The following is a 22,987-nucleotide window of genomic DNA, read 5'->3' on the forward strand; positions in this document are numbered from 1 at the left end:
AGATGCGTGTCCTGTCAAAGACGAAATCTACCGCGTAGCCGGCCGCCACAACCTGAAAACGTTTGTTGTCAGCAACAGCTGGATGCGGGTCCCTCCGAGTGAATTGATCGAGCAAATTGTTGTCGATGATGGTTTTGACGCTGCCGACAACTGGATCGCTGAGAAAATAACGGATCAGGATGTGGTTATCACCTCCGACATTCCGTTGGCGGACCGGTGTCTGAAGAAATCAGCGATCGTCCTCAACTCGTCAGGCAAACCTTTTACAAATCAATCAATTGGCATGTCTTTGGCAATGCGTGACCTGAACGCACATTTGCGCGAAACTGGTGAAATATCAGGATATAATGCCGCGTTCACAAAAAAAGACAGATCTAGTTTCCTGAACAATCTGGAGAATATTCTGCAAAAACTGAAAAAAGGCCAGCGCCCCCGGTTTTAAAGATCGGGAGTTCTAATGGAGAATTTCAGACCTTTCATGAGATTTGCCATGCTTTTCTTCCTGTTCCTGTCGATAATCGCTTAACGTACCATCCAGGGTTCGCTCGATTATCTCCTCCAGCGCACGAGCAGTATTGACCCGCCCCATGTAAACATAATCAGCCCCCGCTTCGTAGATATCTTTGGCGTTCAGCGGTTGTTCGGCATTGGAAATAACAATAGCGTCGGGATTGATCTGGCGAATGGTTTGAACAAGTTTATGGTTGCTTGTGCCACGTAGAATATCGTCAGAAATGGTGGCGACAACGACTTTTGCTTTTTCAATGCCTGAATGACTGAGCGTTTGCTCGCTGGCAAGGTCACCATATCGCACCCCAACGCCCAGTCGTCGAATGGCAGCATGAATTTGCACGTTGAAGTCAATAACAAGAATTTTTTTCAGAAGCTCCGGCCTGTGCACACTTATTTCATGCAACAATGACGAGGCGACACGGTGAAACCCTAACAGCACAATCTCAGGATTAGCCTCAAGCTCATTCGAGGATACAGGCGGTTCTTTAAAACCCAGACGATGTAGCAATGGTGACATCCGGCCGTAATACCGATGGGCGTTCCGGTATAGAACGGGCGTCAACAAAGCGGTCATTATAAACCCGAAAATAATCGCCCCCGACATATCACTTGAAATATGACCAAGCTGGCTGCCCAAATATGCGATCACAAGACCGAATTCTGAAAGTTGCGCCAACCTCAGGGACGTCACTTGGGCCAGTCGCTGGTCACCGCCGGTGAAGTAGAACAAAGGGAAGAACACTATTTGCCGGCTTAACAGTGAAAATACGGCGAGGACAACAGCCAGTGCCGGGACCATAAAGTTGTCCAGAACAGGCACACTCATGCCTAAACCCACAAAGAACAACACGATAAAGAAATCGCGGACAATACCCACCTTGGCAATAATATCCCGGCTGTATGGAAGCGCCGCGATTGTCATGCCTGCAATCAGGGCGCTCATCCCCGAGCCTACTGACAATGTCACGTCCAGTTCGAAAATTGTTCCCGCCATAAGATCCAGGCTGCTACCAATAAACACAACGGAGAAGCACCATCCAATAGAGGCGACAAAAATCATCTGCGGCTCTTTCGCAAGCCACTTGAAAGTCTGCGCGATAAAACCCTTTGCCAACAGATAGGTAATAGCAACCAACAAAAACATACCAAAAAACGAGATAAGAACAGTCGTTAGCTCAGGCGAGTTGAAGGTTGGCTGCAATGTCAGGACAATAACCGCCCAGATATCCTGAAAGACCAGAATGCCCAAAGAAAGATGACCGGATTCAGTATCCAGCTCGTAATTCTCCTGAAACATCTTAACGACAAGTAGAGTGGACGAGCCCGCGATGAAAATTCCGAAGTAAAGCGCATCATAATCACCCGGGAATACGTTCGAAAAACCCAGCCATATTAGAGCCTTAACCACCAGAACGCCGAATAGAACCGTTAGCGGATATTGCAGTATTCCCGAAGTGATAATGACTTTTCCACTTTTTGCAATTTTGCGGATATCAATTTCAACACCGATCATGAACAATAATAAGATGAAGCCCAGTTCCGCAATGGTCTCAATATTCCGCGGATCCGTAATCAACTTAAAACCAACCGGCCCGACGAGAATGCCTGCCAACAGGAATGCCGCGATACTCGGTATTTTAAATCGGGCAAAAAGGATGGCGAGTAAACTGGCTGCAAACAGGCAGATACCAATGTCATACACCAATGGTTCCAGATGACCGCCCGCGGCGTTGGCCGTCGACGTTCCAACCAGAAAGAATACCAGCACTTGGAAAGAATGCCGGAAGGTGGTTTTCAATGGCGCACTGATATTCACATTCTACCCCGTCTTTTCTACCCTTATAAATCCGTCCCTGAAAGGCATCAAGTGTATCAAGACATGATAAAGACCAGATGGCCTGTAAGCCGGGTTTTGTCCTCGATTTCTCGATGGATGATCATTCGTCTAGGGTGCCTGTTGCCAAACACCTCAAGCAACCAACCCGGACAGCAGCTCGGAAAACCAGCTTACGTAGCAGACATACATCCCTACATCGGCCGTCCCTATTTGGTTTTGCTCCCGGTGGGGTTTACCATGCCGCTTCTGTTACCAGACGCGCGGTGCGCTCTTACCGCACCCTTTCACCCTTACCTGTAAGAACAGGCGGTTTGCTTTCTGTGGCACTTTCCCTAGGGTCACCCCCGCCGGCCATTAACCGGCACCGTATTTCCGTGGAGCCCGGACTTTCCTCTCCCCCTTATCGGGGCAGCGATCATCCAGCCATCTGGTATGCCCTGCTTACCCCTGTCTGTTCAATTGGTCAAGCGAAGGACGCTGTTTAGTATGGATTTAGCAATCATACGGGTTTCCGCGTCCGCAATGCCGCTCACATTCTCCTGTCGCCAGTGACGCTGAAACGCAGCTGTCACATCCGACAAATTTTCACTCTTCACCGCATACCCGATAACTTCTAAAGCATGTTGATAGTCGTCATCGGAAACGAACTCATTATTTTGAACAGCCTCGGGCCACAGTCCAACCCCGTTTTCGGCCAAGCGCTTCCAATCAAACAATTCCCCCGGATCCTGTTTTCGTTCCGGGGCAAGGTCAGAATGCCCAATGACATTAAATCTGGCAATCTGATGCCGCTCAACTATCGATTTGGAAAGCGAAATTACAGAGTTCATCTGCATCTCAGAAAACTGGCGATACCCGAATTCGTGCCCCGGATTAACAATTTCAATTCCAATAGAGGCAGAATTGATATCCGTTTCTCCCCGCCAACTCCCAAAGCCGGCGTGCCACGCCCGCTTTTTTTCATCGACCAACTGATAAACGGCACCGTCTTCATCAATGAGATAATGCGCACTTACCTCAGCCTCTGGATCACATAGTCGCGCAAGTGCCTCCTGCGCATTCTTCATGCCCGTATAATGCTGCACCAAAATTGACGGCGTTTTGTTATGGCGCCTTTCATTGAAGTTGGGAGACGGATACCAGAGAATGTCAATATCGGTGCCCGCCATCTCTAAATATTGCGACGCTTGCAAAGCTCGTCATAAGCGCTGTTTATGATTGCCAATTTTTCATTAGCCACATCGACAAATTCCTGCGGCAACCCCTGTGCCATGACTTTGTCCGGGTGGTTGTCTCTAATCAGCGCGCGATAGGCTTTCTTAAGATCAGCGTCCGAGATATCTTTGGGCACCCCAAGGATTTGATATGGGTCCCGGACGTCTTCACCAACGTGATATCCTCGGAAACGATTATAATCATCATCATTGAAGCCGAAAATCCGGGCAATGTTTTTCAAGTAGGCATCTTCATCTGGATGAAGAACCCCATCGGCCATCGCAATGGAAAACAGACCATGGAGCAAATCTTCCATAACCTGAGGCGTATCACGGAACATCCTTTCAACCTGCTGGGCATACCCCTCGTAGCCAGCCGTGCTCTGCCGTGCCCGATCGAAGACCTTAGCAAAATTTTTCTGTTCTTCTGGAGGGATGCGAAAAACCCGCTTGAACGCATCAACCTCATCCCGGGTCACAACGCCATCAGCCTTTGCTAGCTTGGCACCCAGCGCGATCACAGCAATTGTGAACGCGACTTGCTTTAGCCCCCCGCTGTCTGCGACACCCTCACCCTCTGAATCAGGGCCTTCTCTATATTTATCAACGACATGTCCGGCAATACCACCCACCAGAGCGCCCAAGGGCCCCCCGAGCAAAAGCCCAGCTGCACCGCCGAATATTTTTCCCCAAACCGCCATAAACTCACTTTCCAAACAACGTGTTTCCGCCATACTATCAGCGCAGGAATGAAACGGCTAGTCGACTTCGCTGTGATTATTACGCGAACAAGTAAGCAATAAAATACTTCAATTTGTCCGTTTCAAGGCATAAATTGACTTTTTGTCGAAAGATAGACGACCGCAGAATTTGTTACACTTTCTGCCTCAGTTTTTTTATCCCGGATAATACGCATGACAGTAAAACAATGGCAAAAACCAGAATATCTTCTCATGGTCACCGCTGCTGGATGGGGCGCGGGCTTTGCGACATGGCTTGCTTTGCTCAACAATTTCGCCGTTGACGCCATCAATTTTACAGGCCGTGAAATTGGCATTCTGCAATCATTGCGTGAAGTACCGGGATTGCTCGCCTTCACGGTCATCTTTGTCCTTTTGATCATTTCTGAACAGCGCCTGTTGATGATTTCGCTGCTCGTTTTTGGGATTGGTGTTGCAATTACCGGACTGTTTCCATCAGAGATTGGCTTCTACCTGACCACAATTCTCATGTCTGTTGGTTTTCACTATCATGAAACTCTGCGGCAATCCCTGACCTTGCAACTTGTTTCAAAAGACCGCACGCCACTTGTCATGGGGCGCCAAATATCGGCACAGGCTTTTGCCTCGCTTGCCGTTTACGGCTTGATATATTGTGCAACTAAATTTGCCGGGATGGATTTTGCCATCATCTATGCGTTGGGGGGTGGTGTCGCCATCTTTACCGCTTTGATAACCTGGTCGGCCTACCCTTTGTTTGGAACCAAAGTGCATCAAACCAAAACCATCGTTTTGAGAAAACGCTATTGGCTATATTACGCGCTGACCTTCCTCTCTGGCGCGCGACGGCAGATATTTATGGTTTTTGCGGGCTTTATGATGGTGGAAAAATTTGATTACGCCATTTCCACCATAACCGCCCTTTACCTTTTAAATCATGCCATCAATATTTTTCTCGCACCTAAAATTGGTCGTCTGATTTCTCATTGGGGTGAAAGAAAGGCTCTTATTTTTGAATATGTTGGGCTAATGATGGTGTTCACAGGCTACGCGTTTGTTGAGGATAGCAATCTGGCGGCAGGACTGTATGTCGTTGACCATTTATTCTTTGCTTTTGCCATCGGTATCAAAAGCTATTTCCAGAAGATCGCCGATCCGAAAGACATGGCCTCTACAGCCAGTGTCAGTTTTACCATCAACCATATCGCCGCGGTGGTCATCCCTGTTCTGTTTGGCATTTTATGGTTGACGTCCCCCGCTAGTGTTTTTCTGGCCGGGGCAGCAATGGCCGCGTTCTCTTTGATTTGTTCATTTAACATTCCCAGACAGCCTGCACCAGGCAACGAAACGATCAAAGGGCCACGCTTTCCGCAGGATGACGTGCTGATCGCTGAAAAAATCTAGTCTTCGTCTTCGTCAAATAAAATCCTGTTGGCAGCGCCATCCAGATCGTCATACTGACCGGATTTTAAACTCCATAGAAAGGCAGCCAAGCCAAGCCCCCCCATGAATAACGCAATCGGGATCAGATAAATCAGGGCACTCATACCATATCCTTTTTATCTGACAATTTCAGACGCATGGAATTGAACACAACGACCAAAGAGGACGCCGACATTGCGATAGATGCAAACAAGGGGGTCACAAATCCCATAACCGCTAACGGAACCGCAATTGCGTTATACAGGAAGGCCAAACCAAAATTCTGAATAACCAGACGATGCGATAGCCGGGCAACTTTAACCGCCTCCACAACCGCCCCAAGCTGACGACCCTGAAACACAAAATCTGCGGCAGTTTGGCTAATATCAGAGGCCGTTGAGGGAGACATGGAAACATGGGCGGCGGCCAAAGCAGGCGCATCATTCAGACCGTCTCCGACCATCATAACTTTAGAGCCTTGCTCTTTTAAAGCTTCCAAATGGGCAACTTTACCTTCAGGCTTTACACCCGCTTTCCAATGATCGATACCAGCGGCAAGGGCAATGTCCGCGGCCACTTCATTTCTGTCACCAGACAAAAGCTCTATCCGCAGGCCCATTGACCTAAGCTGTGAAATCGTTTTCCGTGCATCCTCACGCAAACAATCGGAAAATAAAAACTGCACGGCTTCACAGCCCGGCCGCTTCAGCCACATCTCAGGCCCGGTGGGGCTCGGTGCATTTTTACCATCAACACCACACCATTCACGGCTTCCCAAACGAATTTCCCCATCACCGAAGTCCACCGCCAATCCGGCGCCCGGATGTTCAGTAACGCCTTCGCATCCGGTTGCACCGCCCGCGGCACGAACCACAGCCTGCGCCAACGGGTGGCGACTGGTAAGCGCTATATCAGCGGCGAGCTTCAGATCCTTATCGGCTACAGTGCCACCATTGATAAATTCGAGGCGCCCTTCCGTCAGTGTCCCTGTTTTATCAAAAACAATGGTATCAACCTTTGCCAGCTTTTCCAGGCCATCTGCGGCCTTTACCAAAATACCTTTCCCGAGCAAACGGCCACTGGCAACAACCTGTACGACAGGAACAGCCAGCCCCAAAGCGCAAGGACAGGTAATGATTAGAACCGCGACCGCTTGCAACAGCGACAATTGCCAGTCATGCCCAAGCAACCACCATCCTGCGAAAGTCAGGGCAGCCAGAATATGAACAACGGGGGCATAATATTCTGCGACCCGGTCGGCAAGCCGTACATATTTTGCCCGGCCCTGCTCGGCGTTTTCCATAAGTCGGACAATATCCCCAAGAAGAGTATTATCGCCGGTTTTAGTGGCCTTCACCTGCACGGGACCCGTCAGATTTAAGGTGCCTGCAAAAACAGAAGCGCCAATCCCGGCCTCTTCAGGAAGGCTTTCGCCGGTCACCAGACTATTATCAATACTGGTTCGGCCCAGAATGATATCTCCATCAATCGGGAACCGGTCACCAACAGCAACATGAACACAGGTCCCCGGCGTCACCGCGTCTACTGGTATGGATTTATGAGAACCGTCTTCTTCCACAATAGTGGCGGCAACCGCCTTCATTAACAATAGCCGCTCCGCTGCTGAGCGGGCTTTACTTCGCGCCCGGTTATCCAGAAAACGACCAATCAGCAGGAAGAACAGCAGGGTTACCGCAGCGTCAAAATAGGCATATTCACCGCTTTGAATTGTCTCCGCCAGGCTCATTCCTGTGGCCAATATTACCGCCAGAGAAATCGGGACATCCATATTAAGACGGCCCGCCCGCAATGCACCGATTGCAGACTGAAAAAAGACCTGACCAGAATAAGCAACGGCAGGCATCGCAATCAGTGCGGAAATCCAATGCATAAAATCACGGGTTGCGACCCCCATATCCTCAGAAAACAGGCCCGCCCAAACCGAAACAGACAAAAGCATAACGTTCATGGCGGCGAAGCCAGCGACACCCAGAGCTTTTAAAAGGCGGCGATCCTCTTCCTCTGAGGCCGACTGCATCATTTCAGCGTTATAGGGGGTCAGTGGATACCCAAGATCAATAACGGGTTTGACAATATCAGCCGCTTCCGCGGCGTTTTCATCCCAGCGTACCAGCAAGCGCCGAGTAGAGAAATTAACCCGACCATCGAGAACCGCATCCTGAGAGTTCAAGGCCTTTTCAATGCTGCGAATACAATTGGCGCAATGCATATTTTCCACAAGAAGATGCAACATCGCATACCCATCTTCATCATGGGTCACAAAAGCCTTGGGATCAGCGGATACGAAATCCATGTAATCGGCTTGCGGACCAGATGAGCGGGCCAAGGCAATAGCCCCGCCAGCACAGCAGTTTCCACCCCCGTCCCGAAAGACGTTTGAGGATAACAGGCTTTGGGAAGGTTGCGTTACTTCACCCATATCCGTTTCTCCACCCGATAGGGTTTGTCAAAACCGCCGCCTTTCAGCGTGATCAGCAGATCCCATTGGCCCGGCTCAGCGAACGTGGTCTCCAATTCAAAGCCTGCCCGGGTGGGTACCATTGTGAACAGCTGATCCTGATCTTCTCTGGCTGGTCGGCTGACCAACAGGGACGCTCCGATATCGTTGATTTTCTGATTTTGCTTGTCGGAAACGGTTAAAGAAAGGAATACTTTTTTATCTTCCAGAATTTCAACGACCAGATCAGTCTTCCAACCGCGTGCTTGCTGATCCTCAAAGCGGGAAATCTCTTCATTATAAGACAGACCCTTTTTATAGGCATCCTGTACAGAAATACCGGAAAAACTGGTCAGTGCGAAATAAACGAAAACACCGTTTACCGCAAACATGACGCCAAAAAATCCAGCCAGCATATAAAAAACATGAATGCCTTTGAGTTTACGAGGGATCGCTGACTCCATTATTTCGGTCCTTTAAAGGTTGTTTCCTGAATTTCAGTCTGTCCATTTATGAGGTCTTTTACAACGATCGAAATATCCTGACTGCTGTCCGTCAAATCACTATTGGGGGCTGAAACAAACAATTTCACACTGGACAAAGCATCACCTGGCACAGGAACAATCATTTCGGGGTGTCTTGGGCCTTCTACCTGTAACCAGGCGGATGAATTGGGTAGCCCTTCAATGGTTATCTGAAAACGCCGGTCTTCATGTATTTTGTTTAAAATCTTGACCGTATATCCATTCCGAATTTGCCCGTCCGAAAGGGTAACAAACAGCGGGTTCCGATCGCGGATCACGTTCACATCCAAAACCGACCGGTTCAGCAATGTAAACAGCATAACCCCGCCCACAACAGACAATAAACCAACATAGGCAAGCGTCCGGGGGCGGATCAGACGAACCTTTAGCTTTTTATCCGGCGTCTTATCGAATTGCCCTTCATGGGTATCATAACTGATTAACCCTTTTGGAAGGCCAACCTTTTCCATCACACTATCACATGCATCAATACATAGGGCGCAAGTAATACATTCCAACTGGGCACCGTCGCGGATATCAATCCCCATTGGGCAGACCGCAACACACTGGTTACAGTCGATACAATGTCCGCGACCCTCCCACGTATCATTTTTCTTATGAGGGCCACGCGGCTCACCGCGGGGTGCATGATAGGTAACCGTCAGTGTTTCCTCGTCAACCATGGCCCCCTGGATACGCGGCCAAGGACACATATAGGTGCATACCTGTTCCCGCATCAACCCGCCAAAGACATAAGTCGTGGCTGTCAGGACTGCCACACTGGAATAGGCGATAACCTGCGCCTCTCCTACCAGAAGTTCTCTTAATAAGGTCGGCGCATCTGCAAAATAAAAAACCCATGCACCGCCTGTCAGCAACCCAATAAGCAACCAGATGCTATGTTTGACAAACCGTTTTGCGAATTTGCCACCGGTCATTTTTGCCTTATCAAGCTTCAGACGCGCATTTCGATCACCCTCGATTGCCCGTTCGACGAAAATAAACAAATCTGTCCAAACGGTTTGTGGACAGGAGTAGCCGCACCATGCGCGGCCAAATAACGAAGTAACCAGAAAAAGGGCCAATGCGGAAAGGATCAATATCCCCGTGATATAGTAAACTTCCTGTGGCCACAGCTCGATAAAGAAGAAGTAAAACCGGTTATGCTGAAAATCAACCAGGACGGCCTGATCAGGGGCGCCAACACCCCGATCCCAACGAATCCAAGGGGTAATATAGTAAATTGCCAGAGTAATCCCCATAATAATCCACTTAAGACGCCGAAAACTACCGGTCGCCCGTTTGGGTTGGATTTTTTCGCGTTTCTTGTAAAGGGACCGGTTTTCTTTTTTATTGACAGCTTGAACGTCAACTTTTTCCACGGGTGTGTGCACCACGGTTTTACTCCAGTCGGTGTGCGTCTCATAGGAGACGCACACACTTATCTAGCATCAGATAGTAGGACTTCTTTCAAAGGGCGGCTTATTGACCACCGCCCAATGAGTGTACATAAAGGGCAATCTGGCGGACAACCGTATCATCCAGTCGATCTGCCCAAGCGGGCATGACATTTGCCCGGCCCTTTGCGATTGTTCTGGCAATCGTGTTTTTATCACCACCATAAAACCAGATAGCGTCTGTCAGATTAGGTGCCCCGACTTCGGTTGACCCTTTTGCGTTATCTCCATGGCAGCTTGCACACTCCTCGGCAAAAATCGCCTTACCGCGTTCAGCGCTCTCCATGTCACGCCCTTCCTGAGAAAGGGACAGAACATATTCCGTGACATCATTAATCTGGTCTTTCTCCAGAATTTCATCCGTCAAGAAAGCTGGCATTTCACCAGAACGCGTGTCTTCATGGTTAGAACGGATGCCGTATTGAATAGTCTGATAAATATCTTCAACACGTCCTCCCCATAACCAATCGTCATCGTTCAGGTTTGGAAAACCAGCGGCTCCTTGGGCTCCGGATCCATGGCACTGTGAACAATTCACTGCGTAATGGGACCGTCCACCAGACAACGCAAACTGATAGAGTTCAGGATTTGCTTTAACATCCGTGATCTGTGTGTCCTGAAGGGTCTGAACAATATCGGCACGACTTTCCTCGATGGCCGCTATTTCTTTTTCCAGATTATCCCGAGAAGAATAATTCAGATAACCCTTCGTGTAATCACTGACCATTGGCCATGCGGGCATAACGATCCAGTACCCGATCGCCCACAAAATTGTGGCATAGAATGTCCACAACCACCAACGCGGCATTGGCGTATCCAGCTCCCGAATACCATCCCACTCATGACCAGTGGTATCAGTGCCCGATACTTCATCTCTTTCAATTTTGGACATTGTTACTCCTTCTCATCAAGCGGAATCTTGGCTGCATGATCGAACTTTTCTTTGTTTTTCGGCCAAAGTGCGTAAGCAACCACGATCAAAAACAACACAAACAAATAGACCAGCCCATAGGTTTGCGCGAAGACTGAAACCTCTTGAAAACTCATATCGGCCCCCTATCTCTTGCCAGCTTCTGCATCATAAGATGTAAAATCGACCAGTGTGCCAAGCATCTGCAAGTACGCAATCAACGCGTCCAGTTCAGAAATTTTACTTGGATCCCCATCAAAGTCGCGCACTTGCGCTTTGGGGTAACGGGCCAAAAGATCATCCACTTCATCCGCGTCAGGATTAACCTGTGTCCGCAAATCCTGTTCCGCTACTGCAATCATTTCATCGGTGTAAGGAACACCAACTCGACGGTTCGCAATCAAATCTCCTGCAATATCAGGAACATTCAGCTCTGTTTTTGCGAGGAAAGAATAAGCTGGCATGACAGACTCAGGGACCACATCCCGTGGATTTTTCATATGGGTGACATGCCATTCATCAGAATATCGGCCCCCAACACGGGCAAGATCGGGTCCTGTCCGCTTTGATCCCCACTGGAAAGGATGGTCATACATACTCTCCGCTGCCAGACTATAATGGCCATAGCGTTCTGCTTCGTCCCGAAGAGGACGGATCATCTGGCTATGACAGTTATAGCACCCTTCGCGGATATAGATGTTACGGCCCGCCAATTCCAATGGACTATAGGGTCGCATACCCTTCACTTTTTCAATTGTGCTTTCCAGATAAAAAAGTGGAGCAATCTCGATCAAACCACCGATGGAGACAACCACAAGGGTCAAAACCAGCATAAGGATGGAGTTTTTCTCAATGACTTTATGACTAATCATTTACTTATCTCCCCGCTGCGAATTCGGCATTTGGAACAAGGTGTTCCGCTTCAGATTGCCGTACATCGCCACGTGCAGTCCGCCACAGATTATACGCCATGATCAACGCGCCAATGAGGAACAATACGCCGCCCATCGCCCGAATAACATAGAATGGATGCATTGCTTCCACTGTTTCACTGAACGAATATTCAAGGAAACCGAAGGCATCATACGCACGCCACATCAAACCTTGCAGGATACCGGAAACCCACATGGAGGTGATGTAAAGAAGGATACCAATCGTGGAAATCCAGAAATGCATATTGACCAGTTTGTCGGAATAAAGCGACTTGCGGTTCCAAACAACAGGAACGAGGAAGTAAAGCGCACCAAAGCTGACATAAGCAACCCAGCCAAGGGCACCGGAATGCACATGACCAACCGTCCAGTCCGTGTAATGGCTAAGCGCGTTCACCGCTTTGATCGACATTAATGGGCCTTCAAATGTACTCATACCGTAGAAGGCGACCGATGTTACCAAGAAGCGAACAACCGGATCGGTTCTTAGCTTGTCCCATGCCCCCGACAACGTCATCAAACCATTAATCATGCCACCCCATGAAGGCATCCAGAGGATAATGGAAAATGTCATTCCAAGTGTCTGCGACCAGTCAGGCAATGCTGTATAATGCAAGTGGTGAGGTCCGGCCCAGATATATAAGAAAATCAGAGCCCAGAAGTGAATGATCGACAACCGGTATGAATAGACCGGACGGTTCACCCGCTTCGGAATGAAGTAATACATGATGCCAAGGAAGCCGGCGGTCAGGAAGAAGCCAACCGCATTATGGCCATACCACCACTGCGTCAACGCGTCCTGTACTCCTGAGAACAAGGAGTAACTCTTAACCCCTGTCAGACTGACCGGCATGGACAGGTTGTTCACCAAATGAAGCATCGCGACAGTGACGATGAACGCAAGATAGAACCAGTTCGCCACATAAATATGCTTTTCTTCACGCTTCCAAAGGGTTGCAAGGAAAACAAACAAATAGGTAACCCAGACGGCGGTGAGCCAGATATCAACATACCATTCTGGTTCAGCATATTCTTTGGACTGGGTCACACCCAGAACGTAACCAGAGGCCGCCAGCACGATAAACAGCTGATACCCCCAGAAAACAAACCAAGGTGCGATGTCCCCAGCGAGCCTTGCTTTACAAGTCCGCTGCACAACATGGAAAGAGGTCATCAACAGGATATTGCCGCCAAAGGCAAAAATCACGCCGGACGTATGCAATGGCCGCAGGCGACCGAAACTTGTCCAAGGCAAATCCAGATTTAGTTCAGGAAAAGCAAGCTGGAGGGCGATTACAACCCCGACCAAAAAGCCGACTATTCCCCAGAATGTAGAAGCAATAACACCGGCTTTTACGATCTCGATGTTATAATTTACGCCTCCGGTTTCTACGACAGTTTTATTGCCAGTGCTGTAGTGCCTTGAAATCAAGGCATACGCGGCAAGAACTGACGCCAGCGCGAATATTGCGCCATGGATCATCATACCTTGGTCCTGTGCTTTGGCAGAAAGCAGAAGTCCCAAGATTGCCCCAATGATCGACAAGGCTATCCATAACAGGTTCATACCAGTCATCCGTTTGTTTTTCATTTAATGCTAGATTAAAGAAGCCGCAATTTGCCAGACGCTCGCCTGAAAAACACAAACTCCCCCACTCTTTACTATGTCCCTCAGGCGCTCCGCGCATTGATTTGGGTCAAGAGTGTGCACTCCGTCTACAAACCGCGTGAATTGCCCGCATGGTTAATCTTAGCATAATTTGCATTATTCGTTAGAATTTTACTAAACTGCCCGCGAGTGTTTCCCGGGCCCGTTTCCGAGATAGGTATCAAAAACCGCACAAATCGTACGAACCAAATACCGCCCTTCTTCCAGAACAAGAATTTTTCGCCCCGAAATTTCCAACAAGCCATCCTCTTCAAAAGACCGAAGCCGTAGAAGTTCATCGTCCAAATACTCAGGTGTTACGTCATACCGGTTGGCGACCTCAGCCAGATCAACAGCCAGATCACACATCAGCCTTTCAATAATCTCACGGCGCATTTTATCATCCGTTGACACTGCGACCCCTTTGCTAATTGCAAAGCCATTATTAAGAACACGCCGTTCATAATCCGGTATGCTAGTAACATTCTGAACATATCCCTGAGGCAGCTTTCCAATTGACGACGCCCCAATTCCGATCAAGGCATCAGAGGCATCCGTTGTGTAGCCTTGGAAATTGCGCTGTAAATCCCCGTTTTTCAGGGCAAGGCTCATGTCATCATCCGCCCGAGCAAAATGATCCAGTCCAATTTGAACGTATCCCAGCTCAAGAAGCGCATCTGCTGCTGCTTTCGCCTGTGCGATCCGTTCTGAGGTTCCAGGTAAATCAGCATCGTTGATCAGACGCATATGCTTCTTCATCCATGGCACATGGGCATACCCGAAGAGCGCAATACGATCTGGTTTAAGTGAATGAGACAAGGCAACTGTCTTGCGAACATCTTCGACGGTTTGTAAGGGCAGGCCATACATAAGATCAAAATTCAAACGTTCGATACCATTTGCCCGAAGGCTATCCACTGCCGCTTTTGTGGCTTCAAACGACTGGACGCGATTAATCGCTCTTTGAACTTTAATGTTAAAATCCTGAACCCCAAGGCTCGCACGATTGATACCGCCTGCAACCATCGCCTCAACAACAGAGGCATCAAGTGTACGAGGGTCAATCTCTATGGCCCGTTCAGCATTTTCCGAATAATCAAAATAGGTATTGATCATGTCCATGATGCTGGTGAAATCATCTGGCGCCAGAATACTTGGCGTGCCGCCACCCCAATGAACATGGGAAACGGTAAAACGTCCCGGCAAAGCCTTAATGACCGTTGCCAATTCAGCCCTTAGCGCGGCTGCATATTGAGCAATTGGCTCATCTTTTTGCGAAATTTTGGTATTACAACCACAATACCAGCACATCTGCCGACAAAACGGAACGTGCAGATACAGTGATAACGCTGTATCCCTGCTCAACGTTTGCAGCCAGCCCCCGTACTCTTCGCCGTCGTCCATTGGCTGAAAATGCGGAGCCGTTGGATAGCTTGTATAACGCGGTACAGGGGCGTCATATTTTCTGGCCAGATTATCAGTCATTCCGTTTTCCCGCCTAGCCTTCGCCGTCCGCAAGCAAATGAAGCTCGCTAAGATCATGAATTTCGACTTCCTGAGAAGAGATTAAAGAGATAACCCCTTGCTTACGCAGCTTGGTAATTGTCCGGCTCACTGTTTCAATTGTCAGACCAAGAAAGTCAGCAATATCTGTGCGGCTCATAGGCAATGTAAGAACGACCGAATTTGTGTCTTCATTCTCACCATTGCGTTTAAATTTCTTTTGCGCCCGTTCGAATAAAAAATTAGCGATTTTCTCAACGGGCGTTTTGCGTCCAAGCAGAAGCATATGATCTTGCAGGCTGATCACCTCCGCCTGCATCATCTGCATAAGGCGAGATTGAATTTCCACATGCTCTTTCATAGACCGGTTCAACCGGCCAACGTTAAACTGACAAACAACAACTTCATCGATCGCTTCAGCATCAACTGTGTATTGCTTGCCTGCACTAAGACCTACAAAATCTCCGATCGATTTAAAGCCGGTAATCTGACGCCTGCCATCATCAAGCATTCGGGATAATCTGACCTCACCAGAAACAACGGTGTAGAAATTATTTGCTTCGTCATATTCGCTAAACAGCATTTGACCGGGCTTGAGGGTCTTGTGGGTGCTGTCATTTCCAAATTCAAGGAGTTCTTCACCTTCAAGAGCGGAGCAAAGGGCCAATTCATGAGCCGCACAGTTTGAACAATAATCAGTCTTTGGCTGATTGCCCTGTCCTGCCGTAAAATTAAACTTCGTGCATCCTTCAGATACAGAAGTATCAAAAGCCTGACTTGTTACTTTTTTACGCTCGATTGTATTTTCTGGGGCCATAATATCCATCCTTATCTCCCGCTCATCTCCACACCCGGATCATCAACCCGTCCCCTCAATGCCTCAATGCGGTAGGATGTCGCAGGGATCTTTTATTGCTGGATGCAAAAGATTGTGGCCGCCGGAAAGCCCGGTTTTCCTCACTTCTTTAAGAAAAACAAAAATCGTCAAATCAGCGCGACAAATTGACACGTTAAAAAAACAGCGCCATTCAGGCGCTGTTTTCATCGGATATTATTCTTCAGTTCGGTTCTGTTTGTATCTTCGAATTACAGTGACAGTAAGTCAGATGCTCGTTCCAACGTCACCTTTTTTCCGGACAACAGGCAATTGCCTGCCTCTACTTCAAACCGACCTTCCCCCTGCCGCAATGGATCGAAGGGTTTTAATTTGCTGTCAATGACCAGACGGGAAAGCAGCAGTCGGCGCGCGTCCTTATCCACCGCCCCCAAAGCGGCACCTTCAATTGCAAAAAGCGTTGCCGTTGTTGCATGATACAGGGCATTTGACGCCTGACGGGCCAAAGTTTCATTTTGTGTATCCGCAACTTCCTCGGCAAAATCCCTTGCCCGATCTATCAGGCCAGAGAGTTCTCCCGAATATTGCCCCGGCACCCCGTCAGCTTTATCAAGACGTGCTTTCAGATCCTCGGCCAATGGCAGATGAGCCCGGGCCTTTGCTACGGCTCGGGTTGTGATATCAAGAGCATTTATATTGGATGTTCCTTCCCACAAAAGCCCCGTATAAGCATCGCGAACAAGCTTTGGATTAACCCAGTCTTCAATAAAGCCACATCCCCCCCGCACCTCTAGAGCACCGCCAGCAACCTCAACATTGTCCCGACAGGCTCTGAATTTCAATAAAGGTGTCAAAATACGGTTAAGTACTTCAGCCTCTTTATCCCCCTGATCAGATTTGTAAAGCTGGGTCGCAACATGCATCATCATGGACAATGCTTGCTCCGTTGGCAGCATGAGCTTCAATAACTGCCGGCGCATCAACGGTTTTTTCAAAATTTCCTGGTCAAAGACTTCCCGATTTTGTGCAACCATCAGGGCCTCGTTCAGGCAACGCCGCATCATACCTGCCGCCCGAACACCATGGGAAAGTCTGGACATAACGACCTGATCCATCATTTGCCGCAGTCCCGGGTTGGGTTTGGCCCCCACATCCCCAAAGGGGTACCCAATGGCTCCATCAAAAATGATTTCGCCCGACGCCATGGATTTGGTTCCCATTTTATCCTTCAGCCGAACAATCCTGTAACCGTTCCTGTCCCCATTTTCCAAATGCCGCGGAACCGCAAAAATGGCCAGACCACGGTTGCCGGCTGGGGCCCCTTCCGGACGGGCAAGCACCAATGCAACTTCCGCATCCGCACAGGAACAGAACCATTTGTCTCCATATAAGCGCCAAACCCCATCTTCATTTTTGGCTGTCACTTCAAGATTTGCAACTTCTGATCCGCCGACCTTCTCCGTCATGAATTGGGCGCCCATATGGATTTCATCCATATCCTGACTAAGCATCTGCCAGCCAAACTTGTCGATCGCTTCTTTTGGCCCATGCTTTGCAAGCAAACCATAGGACGTATCCGTCACCGAAATTGGACACATTAGGCCAAATTCTGACTGAGTGAACAAATAGGTAAAAATATACTTGGCCATGGGGGGCATTTTTTCAGGCCAACCATGGACACCGGCTTTATGGGACATGCAATGAATACCAAAATCCCCATAGGCGATTTTCTCCATTTCACGATAGGCAGGATGAAACTCAATCCATTCTCGGTCCCGTCCACGAGCATCCCGCGGATGTAAAACCGGGATATGACGATCCGCTATTCTTGATAACTCGTCCAGACGATTGCCCGCAATTTCCCCCAGATTTTGAAACACCGGTCGCATATGCTCCCGAAGATCTTCAGGAAGATAAATTTCCATGACATCCTGCAGGCTCTGATCAATTTCAAAGAAATTCAGACCATGGCAATCTTCTGGCACCCAATCTTCAAGAGTGCGTTCTTCCCGCTTTTTCAGTCGGCTTTGCTGTAGCATTATTGATCCTCAAAATATCCAGAAATTACAGTGTCAGAATTTGACGGGCATCTTCAAGTGAAACCGGCGCATCATTCAGAAGACAATCAGTCGCCTGCTCATCAAACTGTCCTGCCTCGACCGACAATGGGTTTGCCTGTCCCAACTTATGATCTGTAATCATCCGCGACAGAAGCAACCGACGCGCGTCTCCGCCCTCTGCGCCCAAACGTGCCCCTTCAGACGCCATCAAAGTGGCTGTTGTCACATGAAACAAGGCAGTCGAAGCTTTACGGGCAAGCGTTTCCCGCCCTTCTTTTGCGACCGTTTCAGCCAGATTGATCGCTTGATCCACCAACCCCTTGAGCTGCCCTGCGAACTGACCCGGTATCTCTTTAGTGCCGTCGATCAGATCCGACAGCCCCTCCCCTAGGTCAACATGGGCTCCGACTTTGGCAACGGCTCGATTAACCACATCCAGTGAGTTGATGTTAGAAGTCCCCTCCCATAAAACACCCAGATGAGCATCTCTGACAAGACGCGGATTTACCCAGTCTTCAATATATCCGTTTCCGCCGCGGATCTCCATTGCGCCTGTCGCCACACGCACGTTGTCCCTGGCGGTCCGGTACTTCAGCAATGGGGTTAGAATACGGGTCATCCGTGCCGCCTTTTCATCACCAGCGTCCCCTGCCTCCATCATCTTTGCGGTGTACAGATAAAGCGAGAGCGCCTGTTCGGTCGGCACCATTAGCTTCATTAACTGTCGCCGCAACAGGGGTTTTTCAATCAACTTACCGCCAAAAGCGCGGCGATATCCTGCCACCGCCAGAGACTCGTTCAAACAACGTCGCATCATTGATGCAGCCCGGACACCATGGGACAGGCGGGACATATTCACCTGATCCATCATCATTTTTAACCCACGATTTTCGTGAGCCCCGACGTCCCCCAATGGATAAACAGTTGCGCCCTCAAAGATAATTTCGGCTGATGCCATGGATTTGCTGCCCATTTTATTCTTCAACCGCACCAGCCGATATCGATTGCGGCTGCCATCTTCAAGATGCCGGGGAAGCGCAAACAAACCAATACCAGCGTTTCCAGAAGGTGCGCCTTCCGGGCGGGCAAGCATCAAGATCACATCAGCATCCGCGCAAGAGCAAAACCACTTCTCTCCATAAACGCGCCACTCCCCATCTTCAAAACGAGCCTGCAGCGCCGTGTTCGACACATCGGACCCCCCCGGCTTTTCTGTCATGAATTGTCCCCCTTTCAGGAGTTGATCCATATCCTGAGACACCATTTTATTGAAGAACAGTTCCCGTATCTTTTCGTCACCATACCGGTTAATCAGCATGGCTGTCGTTTCCGTGGCCGATATTGGACATAACTGACCAAATTCCGATTGCCCAAAAAGATACTGGAACACATATTTAGCCACCGGCGGCACCTTGTCCTGCCAGCCTAAAACACCGCTGCGATTGCTCATGGCATGCAGACCAAAATCTTCGAACGCGACCTGTTCCATCTTACGATAGGACGGGTGAAACTCGACCCAGTCTTCGTTTCTTCCGCGGGCATCGCGAGTATGAAGCTGCGGGCTATGTCGATCGGCATCACGGGACCAAATGTCCATCTCGTTGCCCGCCAAAGCGCCAAGACGTTGAAAATGTGGCTCCATGTGAGCCTGCAAATCTTTCGGCATATACAGGTTCAATAGCTGCCGAAGCGATAGATCAATGTCATAGAAATTGAGGCCGTGACAATCAGGTGCGACCCAATCGGACAACTCTATTGGGTTGAAGGTTTCATCAGTTTTGTAAAAGTTCATCTCGCAGCCACCTTTTTGTGAGTTCTATTTTCTTTTAATAGTGCCTGTATCTGCTTTTATCGACAAACGAATAAAAGGCCGTTTATAATTGATAAAAACTCAATCTAAAGGAAGATGATATGCTGACCATACCATCCATATCAGGGCTTAGAGCCTTTGAAGCGTCATGCCGGTATTTGAGTTTCAATCAAGCTGCAGAAGAACTGAACGTCACTCCGGGTGCAGTCAGCAGGCAAATACACAGCCTTGAACAGTTTCTCGGCAAAACCCTCTTTCACCGACACCATAAACGCATCGAATTAACCGCCGTTGGGCGTCAATATCTGGCGGAGATAAATCTTCCGTTGGAAAAAATATCTGCGGCAACCAATCGATTAAGAAGCGAGCCAAGGCGCAATGTTATTTCGATTTGCGCCTATCCGACTTTTGCTATTCGGTGGCTTATCCCCAGATGGGCGGCTTTGTATGATGCCTTCCCTGATTTGGATATTCAATTGACAACATCGCTCAATCCCGCAGATTTTGATGAACAGAATTTTGATATTTCGATCGATGTCATGACGATGGGCAGCAGCCGAAAAGGCTGTCAGATTGATAAATTACTGGATGTTGAGACCTATCCTGTCTGTAGTCCGGAACTGGCAAAGGAAATCACATGTTTTGACGATCTGAACAAAGTTACACTACTTCATGAAAGCCCGCGCCCCACGGATTGGCAACGGTGGGCGGCGGCGGCAAACATATCCAGCCTTGATACCTCGCGAGGCATGAATTTTGAAAGCGCCAATATGGCGCTTCATGCAGCCATAGAAGGTCTTGGTGTTGTTATTGGCATTGACGCGCTTGTTCAGGAAGACATTAAAAAGGGACGTCTGGTCAAGTTATTCTCGGTCACACGGGTTTCCCACTTCCCGTTCCAATTAGTAACCCAAAACCGCACCGTGATGCACCCGAAATTACAGGCCGTACGTCAGTGGCTCCTTGAACAGGCTGGCGTGAAAAATTGAACTTTGCTATAACGGCGCAAACAAACAGTGAAGGAAAAGCCTGATCAGGCTGGATTTAGTATGAAAGCAGTCATCATTCCGGTAACCCCGTTCGCCCAGAATTGTAGCCTTATTTGGTGCGAAGAGACAATGAAAGGGGCCGTTGTCGACCCTGGCGGTGATCTCGACCATATTTTACAGGTTGCTGAGAAACAGGGTGTAGAGATTGAAAAAATCCTGATTACACATGGCCATCTTGATCACGCAGGCGGCACTAAAGAATTAAAAGACAAGCTAAATGTACCCATCGAAGGCCCTCATATAGACGACAAATTCTGGATTGACCAATTACCGGAACAATGTGCGCGCTACAATTTCCCTGAAAGCCATGCCTTCACACCGGAGCGTTGGCTAAACGACGGCGACACAGTAACTGTTGGAAATGAGACATTGGATGTTATTCATTGCCCTGGCCATACTCCGGGGCATGTTGTTTTCATTAGCCAGAAAGAACATGTGGCTATCGTCGGGGATGTTCTCTTTCAAGGCTCCATCGGGCGAACAGATTTCCCGCGGGGCAATCATGAAGACCTGATCCATTCCATCCGGGAAAAATTATGGCCATTGGGTGATCATATCGCCTTTATTCCCGGTCATGGGGACATGTCTACCTTCGGTCAAGAGAGACAGACAAACCCTTTTGTAGCTGATATGAACTTCGGATAAGGCGTTAAGAAGGGACAGCCCAAACCGATACGGTTGCTTCACGGCCTCGGATTTCCTGCAAGCCACAGCTTTCAAAGCCTGCTTTTTGGGCGACTTCCGCGCCGCCCGCAGCCTCAATGACGGCTTCACTTGCAATAATTTTGGCCCCTACTGTTCGGGTAAGTGCTTCCAGACGGCTTGCAACATTAACAACATCGCCGAGAACGGCAAATTCGAGGCGACGTTCTGACCCGATATCGCCCAGAACCACATCTCCAAAATGCAACCCGACGGACAGCTTAATCTCGGGCTGACCCATGGCTTTACGAACCTGGTTCCACTCATCCATCGTTTGCTGCATGGCTACAGAACAATTCAAGGCGTTGATCGCATCTTTATCGGATACATCAGGCGTCCCAAACGTCACCATCAGCCCATCGCCCAAAAATTTATCCAGCGTCCCATTGTGATCAAAAACAGCTGTTTCCATTCGGGAATGGAACTCCCGCAAGACAGACACAACTCTTTCAGGAGAGCTTTGCTCAGCCATTTGGGTAAACCCGACAATGTCGACAAACATAACAACAATGGGTTGGGATCTCACTTCGCCCAACGGCTGATCCCGGCCTGCCAGATGGTCGACAATATTAGGGGCAAAATGACGAGCAAGATTTGCCCGCTCCCGCGCAGCAGCGGCCTGGCGAATTAATAACCGCCGGGAACGCCAACTGTTCAACGCCAAAATGCCGGCAACAATTGCAAAAATAAGAACTTCCTGTATCCGTCCTTCAATTGAAATATGGTTCGGATCAATAAATTCCAGAATTTCGGCATAGTTCGTATAGTTGCCCTGCAGCCATTGGGAGATCTCTGGCGCCACAGGAGGTTGTGAAGAGGCCCAGAAATAACCGAGTGTCCAAAGACCAGTGGTCCATGTAGCAAAGGCAAAGAGAGTTCGCCATGAATAGGCCAATGTCGCACTGGCCAGCAGAATGTAAAAATACGGAAAATTGGCATATTTATACTGCATGGACGCAGACCAGATTTCATCCGATAACGGATTAGGAAAGACACAGACGATTGTCATCAATGCCAAATCCATGAACAGTAAAAGCAGTTCCATCCGGGATTTACCAACGCGCCCTACCCGTATCTGCGCAAACCCGATGGCCATAAATCCAAGAATGAGCACTTCATAGTATAAAACACTAATATCCGGAATGAGGAAGACCAAAAAAACCGCAATGATGGAGAGCGCAACAAATCGAGCTTTGGCCGCAAGCAACAAGCCTTCTCGCTTATCTATCTCCAGTGCTTCATCCAAATACTTGTTGGACGGGCCCTCATCATCGGTAAAAGGTCGCAACTTTGTCGAAACAGGCACGGAAATATCAGCCATCTTACCCCACTCTGTATGGTCATTTCCCTATATAGGCTATCGCCTCACCTTATATAAAGATCAGCGGTGTAAA

At 48.9% G+C, this 22,987-nt stretch carries 20 protein-coding genes and 1 other RNA gene; 4 read left to right on the plus strand and 17 right to left on the minus strand.

Annotated elements, in window-relative coordinates:
- On the plus strand, nucleotides 1–442 hold a 442-nt coding region (locus ACJAYR_RS14495), incomplete at its 5' end, for a YaiI/YqxD family protein (RefSeq protein ID WP_415237266.1).
- Nucleotides 443–454: 12 nt separating this feature from the next.
- Here the strand turns inward: ACJAYR_RS14495 and ACJAYR_RS14500 are convergent.
- From ACJAYR_RS14500 to ACJAYR_RS14515, 4 genes are all read right to left on the minus strand, one after another.
- A complete protein-coding gene (locus ACJAYR_RS14500) occupies nucleotides 455–2,329 on the minus strand; it encodes a cation:proton antiporter (protein ID WP_415237267.1) in 1,875 nt (624 codons plus the stop codon).
- A 69-nt stretch (nucleotides 2,330–2,398) separates the two neighbouring features.
- An RNA gene (rnpB, locus tag ACJAYR_RS14505) (RNase P RNA component class A) lies at nucleotides 2,399–2,781 on the minus strand.
- Nucleotides 2,782–2,805: 24 nt separating this feature from the next.
- Nucleotides 2,806–3,519: an N-acetylmuramoyl-L-alanine amidase gene (locus ACJAYR_RS14510; protein WP_415237268.1), complete on the minus strand. Its 714-nt coding sequence runs from the start codon at nucleotides 3,517–3,519 to the stop codon at nucleotides 2,806–2,808.
- A gap of 2 nt (nucleotides 3,520–3,521) precedes the next feature.
- Nucleotides 3,522–4,298 carry a TerB family tellurite resistance protein gene (locus ACJAYR_RS14515; protein ID WP_415237269.1) on the minus strand — a complete coding sequence of 259 codons (777 nt, stop codon included), beginning with the start codon at nucleotides 4,296–4,298 and terminating at the stop codon, nucleotides 3,522–3,524.
- A 180-nt stretch (nucleotides 4,299–4,478) separates the two neighbouring features.
- Between ACJAYR_RS14515 and ACJAYR_RS14520 the strand changes: the two genes are divergently transcribed.
- Nucleotides 4,479–5,687, plus strand: a complete 1,209-nt coding sequence (locus ACJAYR_RS14520; protein ID WP_415237270.1) for an MFS transporter — start codon at nucleotides 4,479–4,481, stop codon at nucleotides 5,685–5,687.
- On the opposite strand, the gene ccoS is transcribed toward ACJAYR_RS14520, so the two are convergent.
- From ccoS to ACJAYR_RS14580, 12 genes are all read right to left on the minus strand, one after another.
- Nucleotides 5,684–5,830: a cbb3-type cytochrome oxidase assembly protein CcoS gene (ccoS, locus tag ACJAYR_RS14525; RefSeq protein WP_169542827.1), complete on the minus strand. Its 147-nt coding sequence runs from the start codon at nucleotides 5,828–5,830 to the stop codon at nucleotides 5,684–5,686. The genes ACJAYR_RS14520 and ccoS overlap by 4 nt on opposite strands.
- Nucleotides 5,827–8,145, minus strand: a complete 2,319-nt coding sequence (locus ACJAYR_RS14530) for a cation-translocating P-type ATPase (protein WP_415237271.1) — start codon at nucleotides 8,143–8,145, stop codon at nucleotides 5,827–5,829. The genes ccoS and ACJAYR_RS14530 overlap by 4 nt, the downstream gene beginning before the upstream one ends.
- Nucleotides 8,133–8,627, minus strand: coding sequence for a FixH family protein (locus ACJAYR_RS14535; RefSeq protein WP_415237272.1), 495 nt, complete (start codon nucleotides 8,625–8,627; stop codon nucleotides 8,133–8,135). Before ACJAYR_RS14535 ends, ACJAYR_RS14530 begins: the two co-directional genes overlap by 13 nt.
- Nucleotides 8,627–10,081: a cytochrome c oxidase accessory protein CcoG gene (ccoG, locus tag ACJAYR_RS14540; RefSeq protein ID WP_415237291.1), complete on the minus strand. Its 1,455-nt coding sequence runs from the start codon at nucleotides 10,079–10,081 to the stop codon at nucleotides 8,627–8,629. Before ccoG ends, ACJAYR_RS14535 begins: the two co-directional genes overlap by 1 nt.
- Before the next feature lie 88 nt (nucleotides 10,082–10,169).
- Nucleotides 10,170–11,036: a cytochrome-c oxidase, cbb3-type subunit III gene (gene ccoP / locus ACJAYR_RS14545; RefSeq protein WP_415237273.1), complete on the minus strand. Its 867-nt coding sequence runs from the start codon at nucleotides 11,034–11,036 to the stop codon at nucleotides 10,170–10,172.
- Nucleotides 11,037–11,038: 2 nt separating this feature from the next.
- Nucleotides 11,039–11,191, minus strand: a complete 153-nt coding sequence (locus tag ACJAYR_RS14550; RefSeq protein WP_415237274.1) for a cbb3-type cytochrome oxidase subunit 3 — start codon at nucleotides 11,189–11,191, stop codon at nucleotides 11,039–11,041.
- A gap of 9 nt (nucleotides 11,192–11,200) precedes the next feature.
- Entirely contained in the window at nucleotides 11,201–11,926 is a 726-nt protein-coding gene (ccoO, locus tag ACJAYR_RS14555; protein ID WP_415237275.1) for a cytochrome-c oxidase, cbb3-type subunit II, read from the minus strand.
- Nucleotides 11,927–11,930: 4 nt separating this feature from the next.
- Nucleotides 11,931–13,553, minus strand: a complete 1,623-nt coding sequence (ccoN, locus tag ACJAYR_RS14560; protein WP_415237276.1) for a cytochrome-c oxidase, cbb3-type subunit I — start codon at nucleotides 13,551–13,553, stop codon at nucleotides 11,931–11,933.
- Between the two features lie 216 nt (nucleotides 13,554–13,769).
- On the minus strand, nucleotides 13,770–15,119 hold the full coding sequence (hemN, locus tag ACJAYR_RS14565) for an oxygen-independent coproporphyrinogen III oxidase (RefSeq protein ID WP_415237277.1): 1,350 nt from the start codon (nucleotides 15,117–15,119) through the stop codon (nucleotides 13,770–13,772).
- A 13-nt stretch (nucleotides 15,120–15,132) separates the two neighbouring features.
- Nucleotides 15,133–15,963: a Crp/Fnr family transcriptional regulator gene (locus ACJAYR_RS14570; protein ID WP_415237278.1), complete on the minus strand. Its 831-nt coding sequence runs from the start codon at nucleotides 15,961–15,963 to the stop codon at nucleotides 15,133–15,135.
- A gap of 260 nt (nucleotides 15,964–16,223) precedes the next feature.
- Nucleotides 16,224–18,011: an acyl-CoA dehydrogenase family protein gene (locus tag ACJAYR_RS14575; protein WP_415237279.1), complete on the minus strand. Its 1,788-nt coding sequence runs from the start codon at nucleotides 18,009–18,011 to the stop codon at nucleotides 16,224–16,226.
- A gap of 25 nt (nucleotides 18,012–18,036) precedes the next feature.
- On the minus strand, nucleotides 18,037–19,824 hold the full coding sequence (locus ACJAYR_RS14580; protein WP_415237280.1) for an acyl-CoA dehydrogenase family protein: 1,788 nt from the start codon (nucleotides 19,822–19,824) through the stop codon (nucleotides 18,037–18,039).
- Nucleotides 19,825–19,943: 119 nt separating this feature from the next.
- Between ACJAYR_RS14580 and ACJAYR_RS14585 the strand changes: the two genes are divergently transcribed.
- The gene (locus ACJAYR_RS14585; protein ID WP_415237281.1) at nucleotides 19,944–20,831 is read left to right on the plus strand and encodes a LysR substrate-binding domain-containing protein; all 888 of its coding nucleotides are present in this window, start codon (nucleotides 19,944–19,946) and stop codon (nucleotides 20,829–20,831) included.
- A 60-nt stretch (nucleotides 20,832–20,891) separates the two neighbouring features.
- Complete coding sequence (locus ACJAYR_RS14590) at nucleotides 20,892–21,536, plus strand: MBL fold metallo-hydrolase (RefSeq protein WP_415237282.1); 645 nt, start codon at nucleotides 20,892–20,894, stop codon at nucleotides 21,534–21,536.
- Between the two features lie 4 nt (nucleotides 21,537–21,540).
- Here ACJAYR_RS14590 and ACJAYR_RS14595 read toward each other — a convergent pair whose 3' ends face one another.
- On the minus strand, nucleotides 21,541–22,914 hold the full coding sequence (locus ACJAYR_RS14595; protein ID WP_415237283.1) for an adenylate/guanylate cyclase domain-containing protein: 1,374 nt from the start codon (nucleotides 22,912–22,914) through the stop codon (nucleotides 21,541–21,543).
- Nucleotides 22,915–22,987 lie beyond the last annotated feature (73 nt).

Origin of the sequence: Sneathiella sp. (genome assembly GCF_047631475.1) — a bacterium.
GTDB lineage: Bacteria > Pseudomonadota > Alphaproteobacteria > Sneathiellales > Sneathiellaceae > Sneathiella.